At 58.4% G+C, this 6,233-nt stretch carries 7 protein-coding genes, 1 tRNA gene and 1 pseudogene; 5 read left to right on the top strand and 4 right to left on the bottom strand.

Going from position 1 to position 6,233, the window contains the following annotated elements:
* Positions 1-323: 323 nt before the first annotated feature.
* Both ACLEJQ_RS22535 and ACLEJQ_RS22530 read left to right on the top strand, forming a co-directional pair.
* Complete coding sequence (locus ACLEJQ_RS22535; RefSeq protein WP_440798594.1) at positions 324-485, top strand: DUF4224 domain-containing protein; 162 nt, start codon at positions 324-326, stop codon at positions 483-485.
* Positions 486-546: 61 nt separating this feature from the next.
* Positions 547-1,578, top strand: a pseudogene (locus ACLEJQ_RS22530) (site-specific integrase).
* A gap of 84 nt (positions 1,579-1,662) precedes the next feature.
* Here the strand turns inward: ACLEJQ_RS22530 and ACLEJQ_RS22525 are convergent.
* Positions 1,663-1,740, bottom strand: a tRNA-OTHER gene (locus ACLEJQ_RS22525).
* Between the two features lie 286 nt (positions 1,741-2,026).
* On the opposite strand from ACLEJQ_RS22525, the gene ACLEJQ_RS22520 reads away from it, so the two are divergent.
* The 3 genes from ACLEJQ_RS22520 (at position 2,027) to ACLEJQ_RS22510 (ending at position 3,765) form a co-directional block, all read left to right on the top strand.
* Positions 2,027-2,236 carry a hypothetical protein gene (locus ACLEJQ_RS22520; protein ID WP_440798592.1) on the top strand — a complete coding sequence of 70 codons (210 nt, stop codon included), beginning with the start codon at positions 2,027-2,029 and terminating at the stop codon, positions 2,234-2,236.
* A gap of 90 nt (positions 2,237-2,326) precedes the next feature.
* Positions 2,327-3,067 (top strand): hypothetical protein, encoded by a 741-nt coding sequence (locus ACLEJQ_RS22515; protein WP_440798590.1) that lies wholly within the window; start codon positions 2,327-2,329, stop codon positions 3,065-3,067.
* Between the two features lie 2 nt (positions 3,068-3,069).
* Entirely contained in the window at positions 3,070-3,765 is a 696-nt protein-coding gene (locus ACLEJQ_RS22510; protein ID WP_440798588.1) for an SOS response-associated peptidase, read from the top strand.
* On the opposite strand, the gene ACLEJQ_RS22505 is transcribed toward ACLEJQ_RS22510, so the two are convergent.
* From ACLEJQ_RS22505 to ACLEJQ_RS22495, 3 genes are read right to left on the bottom strand one after another with little or no spacing between them, the layout of a single operon-like run.
* Positions 3,743-4,255 (bottom strand): lysis protein, encoded by a 513-nt coding sequence (locus tag ACLEJQ_RS22505; protein WP_440798586.1) that lies wholly within the window; start codon positions 4,253-4,255, stop codon positions 3,743-3,745. The two genes, ACLEJQ_RS22510 and ACLEJQ_RS22505, sit on opposite strands and share 23 nt — an antisense overlap.
* Positions 4,252-4,677, bottom strand: coding sequence for a cell wall hydrolase (locus tag ACLEJQ_RS22500; protein WP_440798584.1), 426 nt, complete (start codon positions 4,675-4,677; stop codon positions 4,252-4,254). Before ACLEJQ_RS22500 ends, ACLEJQ_RS22505 begins: the two co-directional genes overlap by 4 nt.
* Positions 4,678-4,736: 59 nt before the next feature.
* Entirely contained in the window at positions 4,737-6,233 is a 1,497-nt protein-coding gene (locus tag ACLEJQ_RS22495) for a tail fiber domain-containing protein (RefSeq protein WP_440798582.1), read from the bottom strand.

Here is a 6,233-nt window from a genome sequence, read left to right as displayed (position 1 = left end):
GCAACGCGCCATGCCTGGCGCACCAATAAAAAGCCCGACACAACGGCCGGCCTCTTTATCCAATCCCCGATACGCGCAGGAATGACAGGATGGGTATAATTTCGCTCATCCGCTCATTGAAGTGGTCGCTTTAAACAGAAACAGCTTCGGGGCTGGGGTCCTAACCAGGGCCTGGAATGCAGAGATGGCCTGCACCTTTCGCTCCTTGTGGGTGCTGTACTTCGCCACCAGCGCATCCCAATGCTTTTGCTCAAGCGCGCTGTGGAGTCGCGCAGAAACCCACGCCGACCAACTGACCACCACCTTCTGCCGCCACGCGCGGCATGGAGACCGATATGAGCATCAGTGAGTTCTTGAGCCACGAAGAAGTGTGTGAGCTGACCGGAGCCAAAACCAAGGCCAACCAGATCGCTGTCTTGTGCAAAACGGCATCAGGCACACCATCAAGCGTAGCGGCTGGCCCTGTGTCACTACTGCAGCGCTGATCGCCGGAAAAGTTGAACTACCGACAGAGCGCGCGAAATGGCAACCGCGTAAGGCGGGATGATGGGCAGAAAACCGACATACCCTGGAAGCATCCCCCGCCTGCGCCTCCGCAAGCGCGGGGCAAGATCTATTACCTATACGACACCGGCGGCAAGCCACGCAAAGAGATCTCACTGGGGACTGATTACGGGCTGGCTATCATGGAGTATGCCAAGCTCGAGCAGACAAGAACCGCATCAGCCCTGTCGAAATCAGTGCTGACCTTTGCCTATGTTGCCGACCTCTATATGAAGGAAGTCGTCCCAACCAAGTCGGCGGCAACCCAGAAAGACAACAAGCGCGAGCTGAAAAAACTTGCTCGATTTCTTCAACGACCCGCCGGCCCCGCTGGAGGATATTGAGCCACAACATGTGCGGCAATACCTTCGGGAGCGAGGAAAGGTCGCGCCAGTTCGGGCAAACAGGGAAAAGGCGCTACTCAGCGCTATCTGGAACTTCGCGCGCGAGTGTGGATACACCTCACTTGCCAACCCCTGCGCCGGGGTAAAGGGGCATAAGGAGACCGGCCGTGATGTATACGTCGAGGACGACATGTTCGCAGCGGTCTACGCAAAGAGCGATCGTCCACTCCAAGACGCCCTGGACCTTTTTTATCTGACCGCTCAGCGAATCGCCGATACCCTGAAAATGGATGAACGGGACATCAAGGATGGAACACTTACAGTTTCCCAGAACAAGACCGGAGCGAAGCGCCGGATTGAGATTATTGGGGAATTAAAGGCCGTCATTGATCGCATTGCGGCCAGAAAGGCGGGCTACAAGGTCAGATCGACCCGACTTGTAGTGATGGAGGACGGGCAACCTATGACCGTGAGCATGCTGCGCAAGCGCTTCGACGACGCCCGGGAGGCAGCCGGCATTCCAAAGGCTGCGTTTCAGATGCGGGATCTGCGTGCAAAGGCCGCTACCGACAAAGAAGAGTCGACAGGCAGCATAAGAGAGACCAGGGACCAGCTTGGGCACACTACCGTAAGCATGACGGAACAGTACATTCGCCGGCGCCGCGGGGCCAAAGTTACGCCGACGAAATAAGCGAATTGCGGAAATGATTTTCTGATTGCGGAAAACACAAAGGGCTCGCCCGGCAGAGAAAACCGTGCAAACCCTTGATCTAGATGGTGCCCGAAGCCGGAATCGAACCGGCACGCCCTTACGAGCGGGGGATTTTAAGTCCCGATAGGAAATCAATCAGGCTGCGGGTTGCGATAGGTTTTCCGGTTCGCAATCGTGCGCAAATTGCCGCTATGCAGCCCAATATTTCCGCATACCTGAGAATAATTGCGGACCGGTAATTCGAGGTAAGTCCGAGGGAAATATCTCAGCTCATTCGTCAATCCAAACGGGCACGCTATGCCGATTTTGCATACTTCGCCTCCCCTCCACCTCGAGCCGCCCCATCGGTTTGCGCTCCTTGATCGGCGTCCTGCCGACGGAATACATTCCCCCTGCTACGCTGATTCCAATGAAGTAGGAGTCACCGATGCCGAACCTCGATTTACTACCCTCCCTGCTCACCAAAATCACTGAAAACCAGCACGCCTTAGAAGCTGCGCTCATTGAGCTCGCGACCTGGGCGAAACAAAGCGGATCGCCCGAAGTCGCTGAAAACGTCCGGGGCGCTCTGGCTACGCTCGATCTCAACGAAGAATTCATAAAGATGAGCCTGGCCGTCATGAGTTCGCCCGATTGAAAGGCCGGCAGCTCGTCGGCTCCTTCTCGCCCTAATCCGCTCGCCTCGATTACTGTATATCCAAACAGTATTCGATAAGCGAACCCCACCATGAACTTTGAAGAAGCCAAGGCAATGAGGATTGCCGCCTGGCGATCCACGCTCGATGACCACGAATTCAGAATGAGTAACCCGGAGGCGTACAGGCTATCTCTTCACAGATGCAGCGCCAGGCTTGCCGAAGAGGGACTGATCGACAGTCTTGATCAGTACGACATGGACGAAATGGCAAATGCTGCCTACTGGCTAGAGATTGAAGAGCGTGATGCGCACCCTGTGTGGCGGAACCCTGCTTCGAACTACGACGTCATACCGGTAAGTGGCGGGCCAAAAATCGCGACAATCATGAATGCGGTTTTTCGCTTAGAAGCAAACAAGGGTGATCGAATTCGTCCGTATGACGGCTTGATCCGCCGCTCTGAGCAAGGACTGAAGCTCGAAGGTCGCTACGGCTCTTTCGGAGGCCGCATCGACGGTTTGGTCCTGACGGTGGAGGATGGCAGTCAATTCGACTTGGTCGAAACCGAGCGCAGGGTGAACGGGGTTATCTATCCCGCAATTGAAGATCCTGAGGTGTACCGGTGGATGTCCGATGTTGTCCAGGTGGCGCTGGAAAATAGGCACTTGGACCTCATGAGACAGGTTCGCCCCTTTTTCGAGCTGGCGAAGTTTGTTCGATGCGACGTCTGCGAGGATAACTTTTGCTTGCGGGAAGAGTGCGAGAACTGCGATGGCTGGGGCTTCGTGCCGAAAACGATCGAGCACCAGCGCGAGCTGAGCATGAAGGGGTAGGTATGTGCGGACGACTGTCGCAGTACACCGGAATCCACGACTTCGTAGCGGTGTTGGGTATGCACCCTGGAGCCTTTGTCGAAACCGTGGGTGGTCAGCCGTTGGAGCGATACAACGCGGCTCCCTCGCAACAGCTCGCCCTCTTCCATCAGGAAGGCGACGAGTTGCACGCCGACCTGGTCCGCTGGGGTTGGCGACCGCACTGGGCCAAGGACCGCGCCGCCCCAATCAACGCCCGGGTCGAGAAAGTTGCCCACGGTCCCTTCTACCGTTCGATCTGGCCGAACCGCGCCATCACCCCGATCGACAACTGGTTCGAGTGGGTCGATGAGGGCGGACCGAAGAAACAGCCCTACCTGATCCGCCGGCGCGACCGGGCGCCGATCTTCTGCGCGGCCATAGGCCAGTTCCCCTCAGCAGGCCGAGAGCCAAAGGAGCACGACGGCTTCGTCATCATCACCGCCGACAGCCAGGGCGGCATGATCGATGTACACGACCGGCGGCCCGTGGTGCTGAATGCCGAACTTGCCCGGGAATGGCTGGACCCGGCGACGCCGCTGGAGCGCGCCGAACAGATGGTCCTGCACCAGGGCGAGCCGGCCGAGGCCTTCGAATGGTTCAAGGTGGACCGGGCCGTGGGCAACGTGAGGAACCAGGGCCCGGAGTTGATCAGGCCTATCGCTGATTCAATCCCCTGACATACGCCTGGCAGGCGGCCAGCGCGATCAACCCCCGGTCGCCGTCGTCGGTGATGCCGATAATTCGTTGAGCATGCGCTGAGTCAAGTTGGGCTCGCGCTCTTCCATGAACCACGCCGCCGGCGCCGGTGGTGGCAGACACTGGGCTGCAACTGGTTGAATCCTCGAGGAGGACTGACAGCCGCAGATCAGCAGTGGCAAGGCGATCGCGCAGGCGATCTTGATCACGTTGGGCATCGCTCAATTTCCTGAATTGGGTTTGTTCGCTGGCTGACAGCTGCTGTTCCAAGGCGAGGCGCTTGTCCTGCTCGGTCTTGGCCTGGGTGGCGGCAGCACTGCTGATACTGTCCAGGTCGGACTGGTGCAGGCGCGCCTGGTCAGCCAGCCGCCCACCGTAGCGCCAGTCCTGGACCCTCCAGGTGACACCGACGGCCAGCAGCACGACCGCTAGCACACCGACAGCCCAGGCCTTCAGGCCCAGCGGGTTCATGGCACGTCCTTGAAGAAGACGTGGTTGCCCAGGCGCAGGGTCTGGGTTGCTTTGGCTGCCCAGGCGGGAGGCTTCGGCATCGTGGTTGCGTAGTAGTGGGTCGCGCCCTTCGTCAGGTCCGGTTCTGCGCCGGAAATCACCAGGTCGGCCGCCCGCTGGGCCTGTGCGAACTGCTTCGGCGGGATGGGCTTCGCGCCACTCAGGAATGGATAGTTCGGGTCGTTCTGGTTCCAGCAGCTGAACTGGTACGGCTTCAGGCACACGCCGGCATAGCCCTCACCCCACCAGGACTTGTCCCGGCCGTCCTCTACTCGGTTGCGGATGGTCAAGGCCACGGCGATCTGGCCGGCCAAGCCCTCACCACGGGCTTCACCCCACAGGGTGCGGGCCAGAATGTCGCGATCCCTCTCAGAAACTGTCATTACTTTTCTCCAGGCAAAAAAAATCCCGCTCGATGGCGGGTTGTCATGGAACATTTCATTTACGCAGCGGGAGCCATCAAGGCCTCAAGACGAGCCAATCGCTCCTCTTGCCCGCGGGCTATGAACAGGGCAAGTTGGTCATAACGGAATCCGTATCGATTGCCGGCCTCCCGAGCCTCTTTGATAACAACTATCTCCCTGGACGTTTCCTCCCAAGTGAAGGCGGGGAACTCCTGGTACTTCTCAAATTCCGAGTAAGGCACATTCGTAAACGCCAGATCCCCGACTGAGTAAATGTTGCCGCGCACAACTTCCTCGGTCTCCAGCTCCACCTCGCTCCACTCGTCAAAACAGATGAAGGCGTACTTCAGCGGATCCAAGCCGTAGGACTCCATGATCTCAACGGCCCGCTGCACGGTCATCCCGATATGACTGCGTGCGGCATCGCCTTTTTCGGCAATCGCCGTCAGCCACTTGTAGGTGCCAATTTCCCGCGCCAGATCCATAGCCGCTGACAACTCGGGTTCGCTGAAATTCTGTACAGCGCTTTTTTCCCGGGCATCGGATGTTTGAATTGTCCCGGTGACCGCATATACAGCAGCGAACCGGTTTGATCCTGTCCCGCAATTGATTCCGCCGTCCGCATTCGGGAAAAAACTGCTGCCGATGCTCACCCCTGGACTGCCAGCAGAGCGAATCGTGATGTTAGTCGCCGAGTCCGCGATCATTCTCGTCGTGTAGTCGGCCGCAGACGAGTTGTAGTGAAAATCCACATACGCCGACCCCATCAGATCGATTGAGTTAATCGCTTGGAGCGACGTGATATCGGTATTTGCACCCGACTTGGCTCGCGAGTCCCAAGGCCCCCACGTGCCAGCCACTTGATACCGCGTGTATTCCGGCCCGCCGGTTACCGCACGGCAAGTCTGGTACGCATATCCGTTGCTCGGGTTATTCCAGTGAAACACGTAACTGTTGATGTTGGCTGGGAGGATCCCAAGCCCGCCGGCAGCGACAATGTTCAGCTGGGTCTGACGAGTACCATTCAGGTTTGCTTCGGTCAGAGAAACCCCGGTACCGCCCCAGCCAAAGGCACCAGGCGTCAGCACGCGCCCCGCCGTGGTATCCGATGGGCTTGTTTGCACTGCCGCCACTGCAGCATTTCCGAGGCCAAGGTTGCTTCGGGCTTCGGCATCAGTTACACCGCCGGTGCCGCCCTTGCTCACCGGCAGAATGTCGTAGTTGCCGGTGGTCTTCAGGGCAGCCAGTTGGACGCCGTAGGTGTTGACGATTGCTCGCAACGCATCTGCCGAGTCCTTGACATAGCCCTGCATGGGCGCCAGGGCATAGGCTCCAGCGGTAGCTGTTGTGCCCTGATATGGCGGATCAATCGAGATGGCGGTGTTGCTCGCCACGTTTGTGACTTCATACCAGCGTCCGTCCGGCCCGCGGAACGCGTCACCGACCCGGCTGTTCACAATAAACGCAGTGCCAGTGCCTGTTACAGCATTCGAATTCAGGGTGACGGAAACCGTGCCAGTTTTATACCAAGGCAT

The organism is Pseudomonas sp. SMV71 (assembly GCF_052042015.1).
In the GTDB taxonomy this organism is placed as follows: Bacteria; Pseudomonadota; Gammaproteobacteria; order Pseudomonadales; family Pseudomonadaceae; genus Aquipseudomonas.
Note: the sequence above shows the minus strand (reverse complement) of the source record. Positions and strands in the feature narration are given on the sequence as shown.